Genomic DNA, 19,272 nt, shown 5'->3' on the forward strand with positions numbered 1-19,272 from the left:
TTACAGCTCCACCCAAACCGGCGTGCCTGACGGGACAGTCACTTTATCAGTGAGCACCACTTCCACCACATACATTAAACGTGCTCTTTCTTCTTGTGAAAGTGCAAAATAAGGCGTGAAGCTCGCGCTTTGGCTAATGTAGCTGACGGTGCCTTGTAGACTTTTATCACTGCCATCGAAATGCACATTTAGCACACTTCCCAAAGAGACTTTAGCAAGCTGGGTTTGCGGCAGATAAAGTCGAGCGAATGTTTTGTCGTCAGCAGCCAGCAAAATAATCGGTGCACCTTTAATGGGACGCTCACCAACAAGCCAAGGTAAATCTTCGACAATGCCGGAAGTGGGTGCTTTAAGGGTAAGATCAGCGAGCTGCTTGTTGGCGATAATTAGCTGTGTTTGTGCTTCTGCAATTGCGATTTTTGCTTGTTCGATTGTCTCCTCTCTCGTGCCATTTTCAAGCTCGTTCAAACGCGCTTGGGCCTCTTGCAAAATACCAAGTGTCGACTCGACATTGGCAAAGGCGGCATCGACCCTATCTTGAGAGGTCAACTTGTCTTTGATTAACTGCCTCTGTCGAACAAGTTGCCGCTGAGCTTCTTCCCAAGCGGCCTGTGCTGCATGCACCCTTGCTTTGGCTTGTTTGACTTGTTCAACTCGGGTGCCAGAGAGTAACAATCTATATTGCGCTTGCAAGCGCGCGATTTGCTGTTCAATAGCATTAACCTGTTGTTGCTGCGCTACGTCATCGATTTTCGCCAGTGGCTGTCCTTTTACTACTTTATCGCCGCGCTCGACCAGCAACTCAACTAATAACTCTCCGGTTGGGCTGCTGATCTGCACCTGCGGTCGTTCGATAATGCCGAAGATTTTACGCTCAGGTTTAGAGCAACCAACCAAAAGCGTCAATAACACAAAACTAATGATGTAAAACGGTGTTTTCATGATGTTTTCCGTTCAATATGCTGGGATAGAAACACGTTAAAAATAGCTTGCTGATGTTTGCCAAGGGAACGCCACTGCTCAGTATCCACGTTTTCGATACCAAGTAGCGGCTGCATCACCGGTGGCACCAAAAAAGGAAATGCCGACAAGCCAAGACAGGTTAAAAGTAACCATTCAGCTCGAATGGGCTCTGCAGGCGAAAGCGTTTGAAAGGTCGAATTTAAAGTACTGACACCGTTCTCTACATGCTCAAAGAAAATCTTTTTTATGATTTCATGCTCTTTAGAGTGCGTATCATGTAGTGCCATAAAAATGATCTTAGGTAGCGTTGGGTATTGGCTCATCACCTGAAAGTAGCGCTCTATAAACTGAGTTAAAATGAGCGGTGAGAGTTCGCGTAACTGTGATTTTTTAATCCCTTCAAGCAAGCTCAGTAGAGGTGCTGCAACTTCGCGAAATACCGCTTCAAACAGTCCCGCTTTATCGCCGAAGTAGTACTTAATCAAAGCAATGTTTACCTCAGCAAGGTCCGCAATTGCTCTAGTCGTGACTCGATTATATCCGCGGTTAATAAACAAACATTTACCAGCGGTGATGAGCTTTTCTCTCGGGGTAACAGCGGCTTCCGTTAGCTTATTTGTCATGTTTCAACTCCATTAATCACTTGATTAATATACTAGGACAAATGTGCAAGCTTCACGACAGCTTTCGTTAATCAAAAAAGAGGAAATGATTAATCACTAATCTACATCAAACTTTCATTGGTTATCTGGCCTTTTTGTGGACAGGCACCTTACTTTGCCCTTATAGCGATGTCTGAGTTGAAACAGAGCGGGATCGAAGTTTAAATTGACGAGTATTGGGTTTTTATGATCTGATTACGCATCGTAATTTTTAGGTCGTTACAATTAGCATCATCACGTAACAATCTTGTTGACGCCTTGTATCGTGAACTATTTAATAGCAAGTGGCTTTAGTGTGGTTGAAATTGAAAGAAACTTAGATTTTTTAGGTGACTCTCTTATCATACAAAGTCAGGAAGTAATTAACTAGGTAAATTTACAATGAAAGAAATAAAAATTTACAAGGCAATATTTTTTTTAAGCATTCTTTTTTCCACCTTTTTAAGCACTGCAAGCAATGTGGAAATAAAAATAACAAAAGAAACAAGTAAGAAAAACTTTGAGATAGAGTATGTTTTTAGAGAAAGCGTAAGATCAATAACGATAAAAAACGCACCTGAAGACTTCATAATGAATTATTGGAGGTTTAAAGATAACCACCCACCCACTATATCACCCAATGGAAAAATAGAGTTTTCCACCCCCAAAAAAAGTTTATCTATAACAATAGATAAGGGGTTCGACACATCTGAAATTCGAGCTTATTCTCCATATCTATTTTTCAAAAGTGGGACTGGTATTTTTCTAGACTATTTCTTACCTAATGAAATAAATTACACAAAGATGGGCAAGGAAAAAATGAAGAAATAGAATTCGAAATTATAAGTAAAGAGAAAGACAACAATCAGACAACCAGTGGAAACCACCTTAAAATTAGAGGTGGTGATTTTAAAAGTTATTACTTTTTAGCACCTATTGAAACACAAGAATTTAAGGGTGTAAATTTCAAAACCAGCTCAGAGATAGATATTAGACTAACTAATTCAGTTATTGAGAATACAATAAAAATTATAAACCTATTAGGAAAGGCTTTAGATCACAACCACCCTGGCAGCATTGAAGTTTTAATTTATTATGATAAAAGTAGAGACTATCTAGGCTTTGAAGGTGGTGCTTTACCAGGTCAAATTGTGTTAACTCTAAGTGGAGATGATCTTATTTTAAACCCTTTGAGATATGAACGTGAAATTTTACTAATAATCGCGCACGAAGCTGTTCATCTTTGGAATGGTTATCTTTTTCCAAATAAGGGAGATTCACCTACATGGCTATATGAAGGTAGTGCTGAATATTTATCCTACCAACTGTTACTGTCCTTAGGCATGATATCTAAAGATTATCATGATTATTTTTATAAAAGTGACATAGAAAAGTGTTCTAGCGTGCTTGAGACAGAAGCTTTAGGAAGTATTGATAACACCCCTTCAGTCTTTGCTGCTTACGCTTGTGGTCATGTGATTTTTGACGTCCTCAGCGTTAAGTTCGACAAAGATGATAAATATAAACTTCTCAAAGAGCTTTTCACGCACTCTGCAGGTGGTTATTCATTTAACTCTTTATACAAGCTATTAAAACAAAATGATAGCACTGCTTCGTTAGGAGTTAAATTAGACAAGATATTATCTTCAAAAATTGAGTCTCATGAAAACTTCAAAAGTTTATTATCCACAAAGAGTTCAGGTTAGTTAGTTAATTCATTCATACTGAAGACAATTTTACTTTTTTGAATCATATGATAAGGATAACCAAAGGGGGACAATTACATTTTGGTCCTTAGTACCCTCTAATTATGGCAAACATTGCTGCTCGTTAAGTCGATGAAGCAACTGTCGCGATCGGTAGGCTTTAGGGTTTTAAAACAACTTGAAAGCAAAGTAACCACACGAGACATGACCTCTAGAAGCTTTGTATAGCTGAGTAATGGTGGGAAGTCTTTTTGTGAAATCGAGTAAGGTAGCCTTTATAAAAATTTCAAAATCACGCTGATGTGACATACGAAATAGAAAGACCGTTATCATGGACAGGCACTTTAACTATTGATAGATATCGTGGACAGCCACGTAAAAGTTTTTGAAAATTGGAATATGAACAGCAAAGCAAAAAATCAATTGTCTTTGGTTTTAGATACACCAAATGCTACTCAATCGGGGTTGGAAAAAGAGTGAGCTAACACATTGTTTTAAAATTACATTAATGTTCCCCCTTGTCTAGAGAAAAGGCTTTACGGATAGCAACGCTCTCGCGTCCCACTCCCACAAAGACCCTTTGTAGGCAAGGTTACGGTTAGCGCTAAAACTAGCTGCTAGAAAGGCATTAATTATCTTAAGTTCAGATTAACTTAGTGCAGTTTCATTTTTGGCCGTACCACTCTTAGCACCTTTTCACTTATCCATAGTGCAAAGGTTTTTGCGATACCATGGATTGCGCGCTGATGCATTCTATACAATGAGATGTACATGAATCGCGCTATCTTACCTTCAATAAAAAAGCTATTGCTGGTTAGGTTCCCCATTAAACTACCAACGGTGCTATAACGAGATAAATTCACTAAAGAGCCGTGGTCACTATAGGTAAACTCATGTAAAGGTTGATTTTTTAGTGTCGCGATTAGATTTTTCTCTACACATTGCGCCATTTGATGGGCCGACTGAGCACGCGGCGGCACTTGAGTGCCATCCGCTTGGGTAAACGCGCAGCAATCACCGATGACATAAATATGCTCATCTACACTGCTTTGTAAGTATTGATTTACCTTAATTTGATTATTGCGAGTAAGCTCGAACAGCCCAATCTCTTTAATAAAGTCAGGTGCTTTTACCCCCGCAGCCCACACCTTGATGTCTGCCTTTAGCTGTTCATCTTCTTTAGTAATAAAGCTGTCTTCAGTTGCCTGCTTTACCTGGGTGCCTTCTCGCACCGTGACACCTAGCTTCACAAGCTCCCGTTTAGCTGAATTAGCAATACGCTCTGGTAATGCAGGTAATATTCGAGGACCTGCTTCTATTAAATCAATACGAAGGCGTTTGGCTGTCATTTTACTCAGCCCGTACATTTTCAACATGTCTGATACATGATACAGCTCAGCAGAAAGCTCAACGCCAGTAGCGCCACCACCAACAATGCCAATGGTTAACGAGTGCTTCGGGTCATCGTCTTGGTGTAAGCGTGTAAAGTTATCGAGGAGTGCATTCTGAAATCGCTCAGCTTGCTGATTTGAATCGAGAAAGAAGCAATGCTCCTTGACCCCCGGCGTATTAAAATCATTGCTAATACTACCAATAGCGAGCACTAAATAGTCATAGCTGACTTGTCGCTCTGGGAGAATACGATGGCCGAGTTCGTCTTTTAGCTCGCTCAGCGTGATGGTGTTATTGATTGAGTCTACGTGGCTAAAACTGCCGAGCTGAAACTGATAATAATGCTTTGCTGCATGAGCAGAATAAACCACTCCATCTAAGTCAGCGTCTATAGACCCTGTCGCGACTTCATGAAGCAACGGTTTCCAAATATGACTGCGATTTTTATCAATTAATAAGATTTCAGCTTGGCGTTTTTTTCCGAGTTTATGCCCTAATTGTGTTGCCAGCTCTAAGCCACCAGCACCACCACCGACTATCACGATTTTAGGAAGTTGCGTATTCATCATGTTGCCCTTAAAAGTATAATACTTAAGTACTCTAGGGTCTTGGAAAAGCACTTAGGTATTTCAAATCCATCATGAAATACCTTGTCTGGCAACGCCTACTATTGTGCGCCTTTTTAGCTCATTTGTCAGCGGATAACGTCAAAATTATTCAACAGTTTTCCCAAGTCCAAGGACGCTCAGAGCCAACAAATGCGGCTCGCATAACGGCTAAGGTAACCCCTCTGCCGCACAATTTTACATTCAGTTCTAGGTAATTGTTGTACTAACCTTCAAGGTTGAATGCACTTTCTAATATAGAGACTAGACTGAATGTAAGCATACTCTGAGCCGAGAATAGTATCTCTGCACTCCACGGGGTTATGTGTCTTTTTGTATCAGCTATTTAAAGGAGATAAACATGGCATTTCCAACTGCGGTGAATAGTCAAGTTACCGATTCAGTGTCTCAAACAAACACCAAAGTGCTTGGAGACTCACCAGCATTAGCAACGAGTAAGCTCATGCTTGCCGTGAGCCAAGCATTGTCAAACGCTGCACATAACGCTATCAATGCGCAACAAAATAACAATGTCACTGCTCAAGCGGCTTTGACGCAGGGAGTGAATACCCTAATGAATGTGGATATCGCAGCATCAATGGCTGTTATAAAAATTTACAGATAGTAAGAAACACCCTATTCCCCGAGTCAATGTAAATAACATACAAAGTAAGGTAAAACTATGGGCAGTGCAGGAAAGCCTCCTTATAACCTCTAAGGCAGCCTAGCAAGCGAGAGTGAGGCTAAAAAAGAATTCCAACAGTTTCATAGCGTCTGCGCAGAACTTAGAACAAGCTCTGCGCTAGTCGCTAGATTATTGCTTTTCTATTTGGCCGTCTTTCATCACAAAGGTGACGTTTTCCATTACACTAATGTCTTTTAGTGGGTTGCCTTTAACCGCAATAATATCAGCAAGTTTCCCCGCCTCAAGCGAGCCTAATTGTGTATTTTGCTTGAGTAACGTCGCCGAGTTAATAGTGGCAGCCTGTAAGGCTTGTAGTTCAGTCATGCCAAATTTCACCATGCGGCTAAACTGCTTACCATTGTCACCGTGAGGATAAACGCCAGCGTCAGAGCCAAACACCATATTCACGCCTGCTTTTACCGCTTTTGTGAAACTGGCACGCTGAGTAGCACCCACTTTACGCTCTTTATCTAAACTCTCTGGTAAAATTCCTGCTTTTTCGCCCTCGCCAAGGATATATTCCGTATTGTAGATATCCATAGAGAAGTACGTGCCTTTGTCTTTGGCTAGCTGAATGGCTTCATCATCAACAAAACTTACATGCTCTACTGAGTTCACACCTGCTTTAATTGCAGACTTGATACCATCCGTGCCGTGCGCGTGGGCAGCAACCGTTAAACCGCGTAAGTGTGCTTCGGTCACAATCGCCGTCATTTCCTCTTGGGAATATTGCTGAGCCCCCACTTTAGTGCCTTTAGATAGTACGCCACCCGTTGCACAGAACTTGATTAAGTTAGCGCCATATTTAATATTTTCACGTACCTTTTGCCTTACTGCCCAAGGTCCATCAGCCACCCCTTCTGAAAATACTTTATGCTCATGGGTTAGGAGGTTGTTGTCACAATGGCCGCCAGTGATCCCAAGTGAAGGGCCTGCTGCGTTTACACGTGGGCCTGATACATCACCATCAATAATGGCATCTCGCAGCGCGATGTCAGCATAGCCAGCAGCACCGAGATTACGAACAGACGTAAAGCCCGCATCCAGTGTACGCTTGGCGTTTCTAACGCCAGTAATTGCCGCACGAGGTGCGGTGCGTTGCAACCGTTTGTAGCCATGAACATGAGCATCTGAAGTTAAGTGGACATGCATATCAAATAGACCGGGTAATAATGTGTGACCGCTTAGGTCTATCACCTCTGCGCCTTTTGGATAGGCTTTACGATTTGATTTTCCGACTGAAATAATTTTATTGTCTTCAACGACCACAGTGACAGGTGAGATAAGCTTGCCTGACACCACATCAATCGCAGAGTCGGCATTTAAAACATACGTTTGCGCATGCACACTACTTGAAACAAAGAGAGCCGCGCTCATCCATATTTTTTTATTCATGTTACTTCCTCATTTTTTGCTTGAGTGTAGAAAGAATATGCCTTGCAAACAAATCGATCGCGACCAATAACTGTTCCCATTTCAACAGTGCTATGTTTTTCTGTCTATTATTACTTTGTTGAACCAGAATAATGCAATGGCAGTTATAAGCGCGATAGCGGCAAATAGCCCCCACATTAACTCAGGTGCCGCCATTTCTTGTACTAACACTTTATAGCTCCAACCAGATAAAAATCCAGCAAATAAGAAGCCCAGCGCCATAGAAACAAAGTAGTATCCCGTATACAACGCAGCTTGAGATTGAGGCGCGATACTCGCGACATACTCTTGGCTTTTAGGAGAGGCAAGCATTTCACCAAGCGCGATAAGCAATATGACAGTGACAATGAGCTGACCGCTTAACCAGTCGCTATCGCTAAGTAATGCGATAAACGCAACCGTCATCACCAGTAAGCCCGTAACTAACACATAAAATGGTCTAAATCGCTGACAGAGAAAGCTCACCAAAATTTGTGCGACTACGATCGCTGCAAAGTCTAAATTAATGAGATACTCAGGATTGATTTGACGATATTGTACGAGTTGTTCAGCAAGGGCTTGCGCTTGGTGCTGTGAAAGTGCCTGTCCATTATCGTGAAGCGCATTTAGCGTTTGTAGTATCAACTGTATTTGCTCATGCGGGACATTCACTTTGAGGTGAACCCATTCAAGCCTAATGGTTTCAATGGATACCGCGCCGCTTTCCTTAAGCTCGTTGAACAGCGTAGAAATGGCAGCTGTTAACTTATCAATATCAACATGTGCTAAAAACGCGATGCCAGAATCGCCAAACCACGCCAATATATCTCGGGTATCTGCATAATCACGGATATACACAGGTAGAGTATAAAAAAGCTGATTATACACAGTCCAAAAACCAGCAAGGATCAGCAAATATAACGCAAACGGCAGGTTACTCACCTTCATCGGTTGTTGCCACCATGCTTTAGTCGGCGCTCGATTTATAAGCACTCTGTCCCACACCCAGTTAGCTACTAACCATATTGCAATCCAAGTAAACGCTTGACTGTAATTAGAAAACCCAACGCCAGCTGACATCAATAGCGCCAGTGCGACAAACAGCGTAAGTGCTAAACGTGTATTACCCAGCACCGACTGTGCGGTTTTTAATACTAGAGTAAGAGATTGCTTGGTTTTAGGTAATGTTTGGGGGTCTTTGTAAAATAACATCAAGGGAATAAAGTTTATGGCAATCCAAACTGCCGACATCATAAATACTGCATCCCAACTAATGGCGCGCATATATCCCGCAACCAATGGACCTAAAAATCCACCAATATTCACCATGGTATAAAAGATCCCAAATCCAAGACCACGATTACCATCGTTTGTACTGTGGCTTACGGTGCCAACGACCACAGGTTTAAAGCAGGCAGCCCCCAGCGCAACAAAGCTCAGCGCAGCAAAAAACGGCCAAAAACTCTGTGCCTGTCCCAGTAAATAATAACTTGGTGTCATCACCAAAAATGCAAAAAAGAACATCTTTTTATACCCGACGCGATCTCCCAATGCACCAGTTACAACAGGCAAAAGATATAAAAAGAAGGGAATAATCCCCTGTACGGCGCCACGCTCTATATCAGTAAAGCCAATACCGCCTTGCGACTTTGGTGTTGTCATATAAATTGATGACACGGCGAAAAAACCATACCAAGCGAGTCGTTCAAATATTTCCATGATATTCGCAATGTAAAAAGTTCGACCAAACCCAGAAGACGACTTTGACCGATTTGCTCCATTGAGATCGGGTTCACACCACTGCTGCTGATTTTGCATAATGACAATACCTGTTATCTTTGTTATTTTATATTGCATACAATATACACAAATAATAACGAGAGAAAAGTATCATGTCTTTATTTTATCTATTCCATACCTTTTATTGGCGAATACCCTCTATGCAAAAGCCGCGGCTAGGATTTGCTCCTCTAATTGCAATACTTGCTTTACTCTGCGGATGTAAAACTACGCGAAGCGATATTGCTGCTATTCCAAGCCCCGCTGATATGCGCTCTGAAATAAGCGTTAATGGTCGAGTCAGCACGTTGAGACACATTGATATCCAACATGTTGGTAAACAAATTCCGCTGACTTATAGCGATGGAAAAATAGCTAACTCGCGGGGATATGACTGGTGGGTGAGTAAACATTTTGCGCTAAAAAGTGACTTTCCTGAGGACAAAGTAAAACTCTATTTAGAATTATTAGAAATGTCTTACCCTCACTATGTTGAATTGTTTGGTATGGCGCCTGCAGCGATTGATAAAAAGAGAATTGCTGTCGTTTATGGCAGTTCACGCCAACGTACAAAAGAAGCCATGCTGGACGACGGTTTTTTGCGAGGCGTACATAAAACGGCTGGTGGCGAAACCATGTTTTATAACCGCGCAGGGTACAACTTTCCGAGTCATCGCCAGCATCACCAGCGCTACATCGTGATCCATGAAACCATGCATGCGTTTCATATGGCCCTGAACGGTCACTCAACTTGGGCACCCAACTGGATCACTGAGGGGATGGCAGATGCCATTGCAAGCCACGTATATGATCCAAATAAAAAACAGTTAACTGTAATGGTTTTCGACCGTGCTCCAATGAACTATCTGCACTTAGGTTTACAGCAGTATCACCAAAATGGACAGCCATCTTTTGAAGCAATCAATGATGATCCATCACTCAAACGCGGGCTCAACTTTTTTATCGTACATTTTTTATTGAGCGATCCTGAGCGATATCAATATTTTAAACGCTTTATCAGCAAATTAATGGAAGCAAACCCCCACTCTGAAAATACCTTGCCAACTGCCAATGCACTCTTAAAACAGACCTTCCCCAATTGGCCCCAGCTTGAACAGCAGTTTGCAGCATTTGTGCGCTCTGCCACACCAAGTTTTTATATTGTCGATGGGCCTTGGGAGCAAAACGGTGCCACATATTGGCTCAGAAATACCGAAAACAAAACACTTAATCGTCTTGACATTCATCCAAACTTTTCTTCTACACATGTCGTGATGGATTTTCCCGCATCAGATAAAACACCTCTAATCAACTCACTTGATGAGAATAGTGTTGCAGCACAAATCGACTTCGAGCCGGAGCAGATTAGACGTGGGGAAATTGGCGTTGCGTTAATCGCTGATTTAACAAACCAAAGCTTAGATGCGCGTCTTGGACGCTCTAAAGTTGAAGAAGTTGATTTTAGTAAAGACAACTTACTGCAATTTACCCTTCAAGAAGGAGTAAAGTTAACGGTCTCAAGCAATCAAGCATTGTTTTCCTCGAAGTCTATCGCACTGCTGCCGCAATTACGCATGGATATCAAGCAATATCATCAACTTGCGCTCACGCTTTCAAAGCAGGACGATGCGCTAGTTATTAAAATGAAAACACAACATCATGAGCAACTGGCTAGGTTACAATTGAGCCAAATCGACATTTCAGCGCTTAGCTTGCAAAAAATCAGTCTTCTTGGCCGAAATAATAATCATAGAATAGCGCCCTACTTTGCCGCGTATGATTACTTGATCACGAATGAACAAACCACTAATCCCTGGCACTTTAAAGGTGCATCGCTACTGCGCAGAGCCTTTAACACCTGTGTGGAATATAGTGCTCAGTTAAGTGACTGTATGACCCCACTTCGCGAAATATTTAGCAAACAGAAATCAAGGACAGTCACTGAAACTGAGAATAAAACCCTCAATCACTTGATGCAAAGTTGGCAATCAACACTTGGCGACGATGCGCTCTTTACGCTAAGTGGTATCAACACCCAAAGCTATTTTTCTGATGGAATGCACTATCTTTACGTCAACAACCCCGGTAAGCATGCTGTTGCGCTAACTTACGGTAACTACAAAAAAATTCTAGCTTCAGGTGAACACCGTGTTCTATTGCCAAAACATACTTTTCAGAACTTAGTGATTAGTTGGAACGGATTAACACAACAAAAGCCTCTTCTAACGTCAGAGAAACCTTTCGATGGGGTAAAAATGGAAGTCACTGTTCGTGACAATATTACCATCACGCTAACCGGTCCCTATTCAGGTGCATCGAGTGGTATATTACGCGTCGATTTTACTCCATTTCAATCATTTCAAAATGAAGGTTCACTTTGGCAGCAGCCTGTTACTTTCTTACCTTATCAAACACAAGTAATTGAAGTATATAAGTTACAAGGATTGAAAAATGGATTACTTGAGATCACGGGTGAGTTTGACGTTGATGGTGAACCGATTAGGCTGGTTAAAATAATCAATTTGTAGAAACAATTAATTGGAAGTCTGAAAAGCCAAATAAAGTAAGACCGATGGTTTTGTGCAAATAAGATTGAGTGTTTCATACAACGTGCACGACTAACTGCTCCCTCAACCTGAGCGAGCAGTTAAACACTTACAACCGGATTAAATTGGCCATTTACGTTAGTTCATATTACGTAAAAAGTCGCTGGCTTTGCGAAATATTACTTCGTCGCCTTAAATTGCGTTGCTCACAATAAGCCTCTATCGAATCTGCTCTACCAATCGCACCGTGAAAAGTTTGCTCAAGCTGGGTAGTAAGTTGAAACCAATTACATGCTTCTAGACCTAATTGTTCCAAAATAGATTTTTGACGCGGTTCGATAAACCCGGGTTTACCAGCACGAATACACCTCCCTGTTGAATCAACTAAGTCTAGGTATGACCGTAATTCAAAAGGAATTCCTTTGTGTACATGTCTTTTGGTATTTCCTAAAAACCGCGCTAGATAATTCGGCTGTTTGCATCTTTTTGCAAACTCACACCTAAGTTTTATACTGGTGTGTTCTGAATCTTCTAGGTTACTAGCCAATTTTGCACGAATGGGGTTTAAGTCTACGTAAGCCATGCATGCTAACAAGGCTGAAGCATCAAGCAAGGCCTGAGATTTAAATCTCCCTTCCCAAAAGTGTCCGGTACATTCATCCTCTTGATTAGCACGTCGAGCGATGTGCTCATTGAGCCCTCTCATAAACCAGCTAATACTCGCTAAGCGGCTTCTATATTCATTGATTTCTTTGCTTAATTCACTTTTTTGCCCTTCGTTTAAGCATTCACCTTGTAAAAATTGCTGAGCGTGTGAAGATACTTTATAAAGCTTGCTCCAGCGTAGTAAAATAGCTTTATCATTGAGCCTTTGTGCTTTTTTATCATCGATATACAACACCACATGGGTGTGATTAGGCATTACCGCGTAAGCACAAACATCCAAGCAAAATATTTTGGCTAGAGAGAGTAAACGCGTTTCAACCCAACCCCTCCGATGCTCATAAGACTTTCCTGTCAACATATCTTCACCACACAAAAAAGCACGGCGGACGCAACGTGACACACAATGATAGTAACGCGTATTTGACAAGTTGATTTGATACTTCCTAGCTAAGCCCATTGTTCTCTCCTTGAACGTATCAATGCTAATCGAAGAAATTAAAGCTTAGACCATGTCGCAAATTTGTAAACATTTGCATCTGTTCATGCCTGTCCTTAGTTGCATGCTACCAGTTATCACCTACTCCTTGATACTTAAATACAGCAAACGCTAACCTCCTTATGCTGGTTCGGAGAATGAGCGAGGTTCCTGTCTTAACGCAAATCTTTACTTTTCCCCCTTGCCTAGTTAGCAAGTTTTAGGAGCAACATCAAACCGTGCTCCACTATGAATAATTTATGCGATCACCATGAGCGATTGGGATTGGATACCAGCAGTTAATTTTATCACTAACTTCAAGCAAAATATTAGTTATTCGAACTTTAGTTAATTAAATTGGATGTCCTTCAAAGTACGCTTTACAAATGGTGCTTTAGCTTTTCCATACGCATCTTGGGAAGCTATACCTTGCGCTATTACTAATTGTTTCTGAGTTTCATACTCCGCACGCGCGTTAGGGTTGCTAAGCATATAAGCTTTAAATTTTTCTTGCTTTATATGTTCTTCACTTCCTTTTTCAATAGCATGCGCATGCACTTGAAACAACTCACCTTGATACATCACCGCGATGTCTTTTCTAGGACGAGTATCAGGAAATGGATTATCGCTGTGCTGATCTTTAAAGCCTAAATTTTTAAGATGTTCAACTGCTTGCGTTAATTGCTCGGGTTTGTATAACACAGAGATATCGATGATCCCTTTGCCAGCAACCTTAAAAGAGCTAGAACCAAAGTGTAGAAATTCAAGTTCAGGGTGTGCTAATGCCACCATCACTTCTTCTGCCACTTCAACAAATATTTCACGCCATGGATTAAAGCTAGCTGGGACTAATTGGTAAGGGACGAATTCAATTTTTGACATGCCTGTCCTTTTAAATTTTTATATAAAATAGTTAGAACCAATAAACTGGGTAATGCCGCTTGGGGTTGCGCGACATATTGTTCACAGACAGCGCGACCAACAACATCAGCAGAGTCCCCATCAACACGGGATAAAATGCATACATATATCCCAAGTTATGAACAGACTCACCACCAATAATGGCGATTAGCGCGGTCGCTCCACCGGGTGGATGCAAGGTTCGAGTAAAGTGCATCACAACAATTGAGAGCGATACCGCGAGCGGTGCTGCAAACAGACTCTCTTCTCCAAGCAAAATAAAAATGCTGACACCGAGTAAAGCTGAAAAGAAATGCCCGCCCAGTAAATTTCTCGGTTGAGAGAACTCTGCCATAGGAGCGCCATAGAGTAAAACGGCAGTTGCACCAAAAGAGCCAATGAGCAATGCGCTGCCAACACCATATGGTAAAGCGAGGTTAGAAATCACCGTAATCAACAAGATCCCCACCATTGCACCAACCCATGACCAAAGGATTTTCTTAAGCGGTTTTCTCGGAGGACACACACCTTTGGAGGCCATTCTTTTAAAGTAAACTTTCATGCTACCTAATAACCTTCGAGATTTATCAATGTCATTTTGCCAACGTTTGTATCGCGAGTACCGCCCGCTTAGCATCATTTACGGGTACGAAAATATGATCATGATAGAAGCCCGCAATTACATTCGCGCTAATATCAACATCTTTTAGCGCATTGGAAAATGCAGCCGTTAATCCCACAGCTTCTAGGCTCGAATGCACTTGCAAGGTAATTTTATTCATCACACAGCTGTAATCCAATCCATGCTCGTCTGCCATTTGCTTGGTGACTACCAGCGTTAACCCCTCGCGCTCCATAAAGGTCGCAATTGGATTGAAAATCACGCACTCAGCGAGGCTTTTTTGCGCTGTACAAAATACAAAAGGTGTTTCATCAAGCGTCGGGGAAATGTCTTTTAATAATTGAGATAAATCGCTAATACCCGTCACAAGTTACCTCCCGATGTTGTTGATAAATCGCGGCTAGGTTCAAATGCATCATAACGAGGAAGCGGCGCGTCCAAGTCCTCCCAATTGGCTTTTGAAGAGACAAAATTATGTGATATTGGCCGCTCTTTGATATCCGAGTCCAAAATGCCAAGTCTTAACCTCACCCGCTTTGGATCGCTTTCATTCGAACTAAAAATTGGACTTGCACAATGTTTGCAAAAATGGCGCTTTCTTCCAGGTTTAAACTCGAAGATGTTTAGTGCCTCTTCGCCACTTAGAATCACAAAATCACTCCACAGCACAAAGCCATTAGTGGCATAAGCTGTGCCTGTAGACTTGCGACATAAAGAGCAATGACAGTGGATGATATCGCTGATTGGTCCACGGATCTCAACTTGAACCGCTTTACACAAACAACTCGCCTTGTAAGCCATACCTACCCCTTTGTGTTTCTGGTGATCCAAGTATCCAATTGATTGGCGAAATTTTGCTTATCAGCTTGAGACAAAGGTGGTGGCCCTTGAGTTTGTACGCCGCTGGCACGCATCGTGTCCATAAAGTCACGAATATTTAAGCGAGATTTTATGTTTTCTTTCGTCAGCAATTCACCGCGCGTGTTAAGTGCGGTGCACTTTTTCTCAATGACTTCATCTGCAAGTGGAATGTCGCCAGTAATAACCAAATCACCTTCATTCACGCGCTTCACGATTTCGTTATCCGCAATATCAAATCCCTTTGGAACCTGAAGCTTTTGAATAAAAGGAGACGGAGGCGTTTTTAGATATTGATTTGCAACCAATGTAACCGTGGTAGAAGTACGCACTGCAGCGCGAAACAACATTTCTTTTATCACCACGGGACAGGCATCGGCATCTACCCATATTTGTTTTGCCATAACAACTCTTTTAAATTTAAATTGGCTAGAGAATACTAAATTTAGGGATTAGGTTCACGCCTAAAATGAAACTCATATTCATCGTCAGCAAACTGCACAAATCCCAACTTTTCGTATAAACGCTTCGCGGGATTCGCTTTAAGCACCGTCAATACCCAAGGCAATGTTGAGTGGTTTTCTATCAAGCTTTTAATGACTTGTGCACCGAGCCCCTTTCCTTGTTGCTGGGGCTCTATTTGCAGCTGAAAGAGGTAATAGTCATGTTCACGTTGCTTAAACTTAGCCAAGCCAACACACTTTTCATTTATATAAATCAAATGTGAGCTTGAGTATTCGTATAATACTCTGGCTTTATGTTCAGCGTCAGTCAAACACAGTCTGGCATTTTCTAAGTGCGGCACCATGGTCGCTTTACGCAGCGCCACTAGGTAGTCAAAGTCACTTTCTTTTGCCTGTATGAATTGAATCTTATTCGTCCTCAATTTCGAATATTCCTTTTGCGTAAAGTACACCAAACCCAGATACGATGACATTCGTATCCGTCACTTCACAAAATAGCTCACCGCCACGTTTTGAAGCCTGATGTGCATGAAGTTTCTGTTTGTTTAGCGCCTTTGCCCAATATGGCGCTAACCCGGCATGAATTGAACCGGTAACCGGATCTTCATCGCCCCCATTTGCAGGCCAAAAGTAACGCGACACAAAATCAACGTCATTGCCTTTTGCTGTTACCACAACGTCAAAAGGCGCAAGGGTTTTCAATTTATCGCTGTCGTACTCACAGCTACGTACTTGTTGCTCAGTCTCAACAATCACAAAGTACGCTTGGCGATTTTTAAGTACCCGCGTCGGTGTTACGTTCAGCCCTTCCAGCAGTGCGTCGGGGGCTTCAGTTAACTCAGGGGCTAAGTTCGGAAATTCCATCACAATGCGACCATCAGCCACTTGCTTCACAGTGAGTGTTCCGACTTCTTGAGTTTGAAATTTTATCTCACCTGATTTTCCCTTGTGATTAAAAAGCACATACGCAGCACCAAGCGTGGCATGACCACAAAAGTCAATTTCAGTAATTGGAGAAAACCACCGGATCTCATAATGATTGTTATCAACTGGCTTCAAAAAGGCGGTTTCGGAAAGGTTATTTTCGATGGCTATCTGCTGCATTAGGCCGTCGCTAAGCCAGTTTTCAACCTCAACGATTGCAGCGTTGTTACCACCAAAACGTTTACGCGTAAATGCGTCAACCACAAAATATTCAACTTGCATCTTTTACTCCTTTCAGAAACACCTAAAAACACAGTATAATTTACTGTAATTAAAAGCGAATACAACTTAAATAAACGTGTATAGAGGTTGATCTGTATGACCATGATGCACGTAGTTAAAATGAGTAGAACCAAGTCGAGGCTTATATGTTTACAGATGCTACTTTATCAATCCTATGTTTATATTCATTAGCAATGTTTGTCACTAGCCTGCTAATGATAGCGACAGCCCCTAAAACTGATGATGAGAAACGCAAACAAACTATCACCGAGTACACTATGTTTGCACTTGCATCTGTTGCAGTATTTTTTGTCTCGTTTTACACGCTGTAACTGCCAGTTGGGTCATCTCGATTGATGGCCCATGACAATATCCTTTAAGACCTATTTTCCACTTTCAACCATTGCTTTTATCTTTAACGCCTTTTCGAAGTGGTCTAGTTCGTGAGTTTGTATCCACCAAGTCGCCGCTTCCATAAGTAATGCAGGGTCCGTGTTTTTATTGGCAAAAAAAGCGTAAAATGATACGCCAACGTTATCTCCTTTTTGTGCGATTTTTTTATCACATACTTCTATTATCTTGCTTCTTAGTGCCGCGCGCATTTTTGGTTAAATCCATACATCATGATCTACGATAAGTGTACCACCAACATCATCGCTATTCACCACTCCACGCGGCTCTCCCCCTTAGGGTTGATTATCATTTCATCGGTGCACAAGATTAATCTTCTTCACAAGCTTCCCTCTCCCTTACGTCTAGTTCGGTGAAACTATTTCTAAACGTAAAGGCATAAGCCGAATCTCCAAAACGACGCAGGTAATCGAGTCTTTCTTTGGCCTCATCTAGTGTCGGGACATGGCCCCCTTCAACCCACCATAACACGTAAGTTTCCTGTTCAGCGCGGTGAAACCATTCTTTTTTACGCGCCAAAAATTCCTTATGCGCGGTTTTAAACATAAAATCTTTGAGCGCTTGCTCCGACTGCCATACAGACATATTCACGATAATATTTGGATCATCAAACGCCTTAATCTCTGTTGCATTACCGGTTTCATCTTTCAAGCGCCAAATAAAGCCAGGGCTTTGCTCTGCGAGTAAATTAATGCGGTCTAAACTTTCTACAAAGTATTGGATTTCTGGCGCATCCATTTGGTATTTAGCGGTGGCTATATTGAGTTGTGCTAATTGCATCGACGGCTTTTCCTTGTGGTGAGTTGCTACATTCTCCCAAACTTAACAATCATACTACTGTTTACTCGCCGCCAAGTTAAGACAAAATTTAACCAAGTAGAGATTTTTTCACCTTCTACATTTCGGGGAATGGATGCATATTGATGTATTGCACTATACGAGGTGCGTTTGCTGTATTCGCGCTCCCACCATGAGGTAAAAACTGGTGCCAAATCACCATATCTCCGGCATTGGCTGCAATTGCTTTGGAGCCCAGTTGATGTAAGTATTCTGTGTTTGGAACACATGGATCCCATGGAGCCGTTGCAAGCCATGACTCTAGCTTTGTATGAAATCCTGGCACAACCGTTGTTGCACCCTGTTTTTCTTCAGTGTCTGATAGATACAAAATTCCTTGCGTGCCAAACTTGAGTTGCTTAGAGAAATCTAAATCCCAATGTAGATCAGGACCTTGAAAGCTACATTGCGCAGTTTCAGGCGGGTTGAAACCACACTGATCGGCTGAAACTATCAGTTGTTCGCTTTGCCATAACTGGCTAAAGGCCTTATGAATTCTTATTGAATTCCGATTGTCTTCCAGTGCTTTATGTTGTACCAAATGCACCATACTGCGACTCAATTTTTCGTGGTTAACCTTATACCAAGTCTTTGGTTCTGCTAATTCAATCTCCAAATAGTCTTGGATGGCGTTTCTCGCATTGGCACAGCCTTCGGCACTCACTGCATTTTTAACGATGACATAGCCGTTGTCCTGCCAGCATTTCAGGTCGTCCTCAGTGAGTACATCCGGCATATTCTGAACAGCAGCAATTTTTTCTTGATAACTGTCGGGGCAAGGTAAGTGGCAGGTGACATGTTTTAGCAATGCTATTTTTTCACTACTCGGCTGAGCAATTGTTACAATTGCATCAATAAAGCTATCGTAATCATGAGCATATTGAAACTGTAACTGATGTGCTTGAGATAAACTTAAGCCCAGTATGTCAAAAGTCGCTTTATATAATTCGAAACTAACTGGCTCTACCTGCTGCTGTTTATTTGTAAAAGTACCGTTGGCCTGAAGCCAGATTTTTTTGAGTGTGGATAAATGATAAAGCGCTAGAGCAAGGTTTACATCGCACATTATTTTACAACCATCCTTTAAATTAGAGTCGTGTGTT

At 41.8% G+C, this 19,272-nt stretch carries 21 protein-coding genes; 5 read left to right on the forward strand and 16 right to left on the reverse strand.

Features of this window, described 5'->3' with window-relative positions; all coding sequences use genetic code 11:
* Nucleotides 1–942, reverse strand: a complete 942-nt coding sequence (locus tag DS891_RS04625; RefSeq protein ID WP_174168987.1) for an HlyD family secretion protein — start codon at nucleotides 940–942, stop codon at nucleotides 1–3.
* Nucleotides 939–1,586, reverse strand: coding sequence for a TetR/AcrR family transcriptional regulator (locus DS891_RS04630; RefSeq protein ID WP_174168988.1), 648 nt, complete (start codon nucleotides 1,584–1,586; stop codon nucleotides 939–941). Before DS891_RS04630 ends, DS891_RS04625 begins: the two co-directional genes overlap by 4 nt.
* A gap of 420 nt (nucleotides 1,587–2,006) precedes the next feature.
* On the opposite strand from DS891_RS04630, the gene DS891_RS04635 reads away from it, so the two are divergent.
* On the forward strand, nucleotides 2,007–2,435 hold the full coding sequence (locus tag DS891_RS04635; RefSeq protein WP_174168989.1) for a hypothetical protein: 429 nt from the start codon (nucleotides 2,007–2,009) through the stop codon (nucleotides 2,433–2,435).
* Between the two features lie 320 nt (nucleotides 2,436–2,755).
* Nucleotides 2,756–3,310 (forward strand): M1 family aminopeptidase, encoded by a 555-nt coding sequence (locus DS891_RS04640; RefSeq protein WP_174168990.1) that lies wholly within the window; start codon nucleotides 2,756–2,758, stop codon nucleotides 3,308–3,310.
* A gap of 653 nt (nucleotides 3,311–3,963) precedes the next feature.
* On the opposite strand, the gene DS891_RS04645 is transcribed toward DS891_RS04640, so the two are convergent.
* Nucleotides 3,964–5,268 carry an NAD(P)/FAD-dependent oxidoreductase gene (locus DS891_RS04645; RefSeq protein ID WP_174169091.1) on the reverse strand — a complete coding sequence of 435 codons (1,305 nt, stop codon included), beginning with the start codon at nucleotides 5,266–5,268 and terminating at the stop codon, nucleotides 3,964–3,966.
* A gap of 400 nt (nucleotides 5,269–5,668) precedes the next feature.
* Here DS891_RS04645 and DS891_RS04650 point away from each other — a divergent pair, with 400 nt between their 5' ends.
* A complete protein-coding gene (locus DS891_RS04650) occupies nucleotides 5,669–5,932 on the forward strand; it encodes a RebB family R body protein (RefSeq protein WP_174168991.1) in 264 nt (87 codons plus the stop codon).
* A gap of 189 nt (nucleotides 5,933–6,121) precedes the next feature.
* Here the strand turns inward: DS891_RS04650 and DS891_RS04655 are convergent, their stop codons facing one another.
* Both DS891_RS04655 and DS891_RS04660 read right to left on the reverse strand, forming a co-directional pair.
* Entirely contained in the window at nucleotides 6,122–7,387 is a 1,266-nt protein-coding gene (locus tag DS891_RS04655) for an amidohydrolase family protein (RefSeq protein WP_174168992.1), read from the reverse strand.
* A 90-nt stretch (nucleotides 7,388–7,477) separates the two neighbouring features.
* Nucleotides 7,478–9,223, reverse strand: a complete 1,746-nt coding sequence (locus tag DS891_RS04660; protein ID WP_174168993.1) for an MFS transporter — start codon at nucleotides 9,221–9,223, stop codon at nucleotides 7,478–7,480.
* Between the two features lie 74 nt (nucleotides 9,224–9,297).
* On the opposite strand from DS891_RS04660, the gene DS891_RS04665 reads away from it, so the two are divergent.
* Complete coding sequence (locus tag DS891_RS04665; protein WP_174168994.1) at nucleotides 9,298–11,712, forward strand: hypothetical protein; 2,415 nt, start codon at nucleotides 9,298–9,300, stop codon at nucleotides 11,710–11,712.
* 166 nt (nucleotides 11,713–11,878) lie between these two features.
* Here the strand turns inward: DS891_RS04665 and DS891_RS04670 are convergent, their stop codons facing one another.
* The 8 genes from DS891_RS04670 to DS891_RS04705 form a co-directional block, all read right to left on the reverse strand.
* Complete coding sequence (locus tag DS891_RS04670) at nucleotides 11,879–12,853, reverse strand: transposase (RefSeq protein ID WP_174168995.1); 975 nt, start codon at nucleotides 12,851–12,853, stop codon at nucleotides 11,879–11,881.
* A gap of 366 nt (nucleotides 12,854–13,219) precedes the next feature.
* A complete protein-coding gene (locus tag DS891_RS04675; protein ID WP_174168996.1) occupies nucleotides 13,220–13,753 on the reverse strand; it encodes a GrpB family protein in 534 nt (177 codons plus the stop codon).
* Between the two features lie 31 nt (nucleotides 13,754–13,784).
* Nucleotides 13,785–14,333, reverse strand: coding sequence for an HPP family protein (locus DS891_RS04680; RefSeq protein ID WP_174168997.1), 549 nt, complete (start codon nucleotides 14,331–14,333; stop codon nucleotides 13,785–13,787).
* Nucleotides 14,334–14,364: 31 nt separating this feature from the next.
* On the reverse strand, nucleotides 14,365–14,760 hold the full coding sequence (locus DS891_RS04685) for an ACT domain-containing protein (RefSeq protein WP_010604570.1): 396 nt from the start codon (nucleotides 14,758–14,760) through the stop codon (nucleotides 14,365–14,367).
* Complete coding sequence (locus DS891_RS04690) at nucleotides 14,757–15,194, reverse strand: GFA family protein (RefSeq protein ID WP_174168998.1); 438 nt, start codon at nucleotides 15,192–15,194, stop codon at nucleotides 14,757–14,759. The genes DS891_RS04685 and DS891_RS04690 overlap by 4 nt, the downstream gene beginning before the upstream one ends.
* A 2-nt stretch (nucleotides 15,195–15,196) precedes the next feature.
* On the reverse strand, nucleotides 15,197–15,655 hold the full coding sequence (locus DS891_RS04695; protein WP_010371749.1) for a YaiI/YqxD family protein: 459 nt from the start codon (nucleotides 15,653–15,655) through the stop codon (nucleotides 15,197–15,199).
* 41 nt (nucleotides 15,656–15,696) lie between these two features.
* Entirely contained in the window at nucleotides 15,697–16,137 is a 441-nt protein-coding gene (locus DS891_RS04700) for a GNAT family N-acetyltransferase (protein ID WP_174168999.1), read from the reverse strand.
* Complete coding sequence (locus DS891_RS04705) at nucleotides 16,124–16,921, reverse strand: PhzF family phenazine biosynthesis protein (RefSeq protein ID WP_010604567.1); 798 nt, start codon at nucleotides 16,919–16,921, stop codon at nucleotides 16,124–16,126. Before DS891_RS04705 ends, DS891_RS04700 begins: the two co-directional genes overlap by 14 nt.
* A gap of 146 nt (nucleotides 16,922–17,067) precedes the next feature.
* Between DS891_RS04705 and DS891_RS04710 the strand changes: the two genes are divergently transcribed.
* The gene (locus DS891_RS04710) at nucleotides 17,068–17,253 is read left to right on the forward strand and encodes a hypothetical protein (RefSeq protein WP_010604566.1); all 186 of its coding nucleotides are present in this window, start codon (nucleotides 17,068–17,070) and stop codon (nucleotides 17,251–17,253) included.
* A gap of 51 nt (nucleotides 17,254–17,304) precedes the next feature.
* Here DS891_RS04710 and DS891_RS04715 read toward each other — a convergent pair whose 3' ends face one another.
* The 3 genes from DS891_RS04715 to DS891_RS04725 form a co-directional block, all read right to left on the reverse strand.
* Nucleotides 17,305–17,523 carry a DUF6500 family protein gene (locus DS891_RS04715; protein WP_010371761.1) on the reverse strand — a complete coding sequence of 73 codons (219 nt, stop codon included), beginning with the start codon at nucleotides 17,521–17,523 and terminating at the stop codon, nucleotides 17,305–17,307.
* A gap of 118 nt (nucleotides 17,524–17,641) precedes the next feature.
* The gene (locus DS891_RS04720; protein WP_174169000.1) at nucleotides 17,642–18,112 is read right to left on the reverse strand and encodes a DUF3291 domain-containing protein; all 471 of its coding nucleotides are present in this window, start codon (nucleotides 18,110–18,112) and stop codon (nucleotides 17,642–17,644) included.
* Between the two features lie 115 nt (nucleotides 18,113–18,227).
* Nucleotides 18,228–19,235: a phytanoyl-CoA dioxygenase family protein gene (locus tag DS891_RS04725; protein WP_174169001.1), complete on the reverse strand. Its 1,008-nt coding sequence runs from the start codon at nucleotides 19,233–19,235 to the stop codon at nucleotides 18,228–18,230.
* Nucleotides 19,236–19,272: the final 37 nt, after the last annotated feature.

Origin of the sequence: Pseudoalteromonas sp. JC28 (assembly GCF_013319255.1) — a bacterium.
GTDB lineage: Bacteria > Pseudomonadota > Gammaproteobacteria > Enterobacterales > Alteromonadaceae > Pseudoalteromonas.

Bases quoted from the DNA above. Each gene is read 5' to 3' on its own strand.
- DS891_RS04665 (WP_174168994.1), top strand. From the start codon at position 9,298: ATGTCTTTATTTTATCTATTCCATACCTTTTATTGGCGAATACCCTCT.
- DS891_RS04705 (WP_010604567.1), bottom strand. From the start codon at position 16,921: ATGCAAGTTGAATATTTTGTGGTTGACGCATTTACGCGTAAACGTTTT.
- DS891_RS04690 (WP_174168998.1), bottom strand. From the start codon at position 15,194: ATGGCTTACAAGGCGAGTTGTTTGTGTAAAGCGGTTCAAGTTGAGATC.
- DS891_RS04725 (WP_174169001.1), bottom strand. From the start codon at position 19,235: ATGTGCGATGTAAACCTTGCTCTAGCGCTTTATCATTTATCCACACTC.
- DS891_RS04635 (WP_174168989.1), top strand. From the start codon at position 2,007: ATGAAAGAAATAAAAATTTACAAGGCAATATTTTTTTTAAGCATTCTT.
- DS891_RS04710 (WP_010604566.1), top strand. From the start codon at position 17,068: ATGTTTACAGATGCTACTTTATCAATCCTATGTTTATATTCATTAGCA.
- DS891_RS04660 (WP_174168993.1), bottom strand. From the start codon at position 9,223: ATGCAAAATCAGCAGCAGTGGTGTGAACCCGATCTCAATGGAGCAAAT.
- DS891_RS04680 (WP_174168997.1), bottom strand. From the start codon at position 14,333: ATGAAAGTTTACTTTAAAAGAATGGCCTCCAAAGGTGTGTGTCCTCCG.
- DS891_RS04715 (WP_010371761.1), bottom strand. From the start codon at position 17,523: ATGCGCGCGGCACTAAGAAGCAAGATAATAGAAGTATGTGATAAAAAA.
- DS891_RS04720 (WP_174169000.1), bottom strand. From the start codon at position 18,112: ATGCAATTAGCACAACTCAATATAGCCACCGCTAAATACCAAATGGAT.
- DS891_RS04695 (WP_010371749.1), bottom strand. From the start codon at position 15,655: ATGGCAAAACAAATATGGGTAGATGCCGATGCCTGTCCCGTGGTGATA.
- DS891_RS04650 (WP_174168991.1), top strand. From the start codon at position 5,669: ATGGCATTTCCAACTGCGGTGAATAGTCAAGTTACCGATTCAGTGTCT.
- DS891_RS04675 (WP_174168996.1), bottom strand. From the start codon at position 13,753: ATGTCAAAAATTGAATTCGTCCCTTACCAATTAGTCCCAGCTAGCTTT.
- DS891_RS04645 (WP_174169091.1), bottom strand. From the start codon at position 5,268: ATGAATACGCAACTTCCTAAAATCGTGATAGTCGGTGGTGGTGCTGGT.
- DS891_RS04625 (WP_174168987.1), bottom strand. From the start codon at position 942: ATGAAAACACCGTTTTACATCATTAGTTTTGTGTTATTGACGCTTTTG.
- DS891_RS04670 (WP_174168995.1), bottom strand. From the start codon at position 12,853: ATGGGCTTAGCTAGGAAGTATCAAATCAACTTGTCAAATACGCGTTAC.
- DS891_RS04630 (WP_174168988.1), bottom strand. From the start codon at position 1,586: ATGACAAATAAGCTAACGGAAGCCGCTGTTACCCCGAGAGAAAAGCTC.
- DS891_RS04655 (WP_174168992.1), bottom strand. From the start codon at position 7,387: ATGAATAAAAAAATATGGATGAGCGCGGCTCTCTTTGTTTCAAGTAGT.